Source organism: Vibrio sp. Vb339 (genome assembly GCF_902751245.1).
GTDB lineage: Bacteria > Pseudomonadota > Gammaproteobacteria > Enterobacterales > Vibrionaceae > Vibrio > Vibrio coralliirubri.
Genome location: NZ_CADDIS010000026.1, coordinates 1 through 1367, shown reverse-complemented (window position 1 = coordinate 1367; position 1367 = coordinate 1). Strand labels below are relative to the sequence as shown.

The 1367-nt window shown below is 46.6% G+C and carries 1 tRNA gene and 2 rRNA genes; all 3 read left to right on the top strand.

The window, feature by feature from the left end:
- Positions 1–520: ribosomal RNA gene (locus tag HRQ85_RS26060) — 16S ribosomal RNA — on the top strand; the annotation flags it as partial.
- Positions 521–597: 77 nt separating this feature from the next.
- Positions 598–673 (top strand) — tRNA-Ala (locus HRQ85_RS26055).
- A 304-nt stretch (positions 674–977) separates the two neighbouring features.
- Positions 978–1367 (top strand): 23S ribosomal RNA (locus HRQ85_RS26050); the annotation flags it as partial.

Sequence of the window (1367 nt, the reverse complement as noted above, 5' to 3'; positions counted from 1 at the left end):
GCCTTCGGGARCTCTGAGACAGGTGCTGCATGGCTGTCGTCAGCTCGTGTTGTGAAATGTTGGGTTAAGTCCCGCAACGAGCGCAACCCTTATCCTTGTTTGCCAGCGAGTAATGTCGGGAACTCCAGGGAGACTGCCGGTGATAAACCGGAGGAAGGTGGGGACGACGTCAAGTCATCATGGCCCTTACGAGTAGGGCTACACACGTGCTACAATGGCGCATACAGAGGGCAGCAAGCTAGCGATAGTGAGCGAATCCCAAAAAGTGCGTCGTAGTCCGGATTGGAGTCTGCAACTCGACTCCATGAAGTCGGAATCGCTAGTAATCGTAGATCAGAATGCTACGGTGAATACGTTCCCGGGCCTTGTACACACCGCCCGTCACACCATGGGAGTGGGCTGCAAAAGAAGTGGGTAGTTTAACCTTTCGGGGAGGACGCTCACCACTTTGTGGTTCATGACTGGGGTGAAGTCGTAACAAGGTAGCCCTAGGGGAACCTGGGGCTGGATCACCTCCTTATACGAAGATATKCACGATRAGTRYCCACACAGATTGATAGGTTTAATAAGTTAAGAGTAGGAAATACTTTYCCAGATGGGGCTATAGCTCAGCTGGGAGAGCGCCTSBCTBGCAGCGAGGAGGTCTGCGGTTCGATCCCGCATAGCTCCACCATCTTTAAGBGTTYTTCCYTAAGAATCTTTAAAAATGGTTATTTCTWTTGAAAYATCWAGCTCTTTAACAATTTGGAAAGCTGACTGATTGATTACTTACGAGTAATTCAATCAAATTTAAAAGTTCTCAATGTTTAYCTTTCATTRGATAAACACAACAAACACATTCAAGTGTCTTGTATTCGATTCAAACTTAGTTTGAATCACAATTGAGTCCGGCAAACAGTYATTGAGAATTAACCCTTCTTAATGACAACCAAAAACCTTGGTTAGTTGCCATACACTAAGACCCTTTCGGGTTGTATGGTTAAGTGACTAAGCGTACACGGTGGATGCCTTGGCAGTCAGAGGCGATGAAAGGCGTAATAACTTGCGATAAGCCCAGATTAGGTAGTAATAACCTTTTGAGTCTGGGATTCCTGAATGGGGAAACCCACTTACATAAGTAAGTATCCTGTTGTGAATACATAGCAGCAGGAGGCAAACCGGGGGAACTGAAACATCTAAGTACCCCGAGGAAGAGAAATCAACCGAGATTCCGAAAGTAGCGGCGAGCGAAATTGGATTAGCCCTTAAGCTTTTAATGATGCAGGTGAAGAGTCTGGAAAGTCTCGCAATAAAGGGTGATAGCCCCGTAACCGACACATCATAATCAGTGAAAACGAGTAGGGCGGGACACGTGATATCCTGTCTGA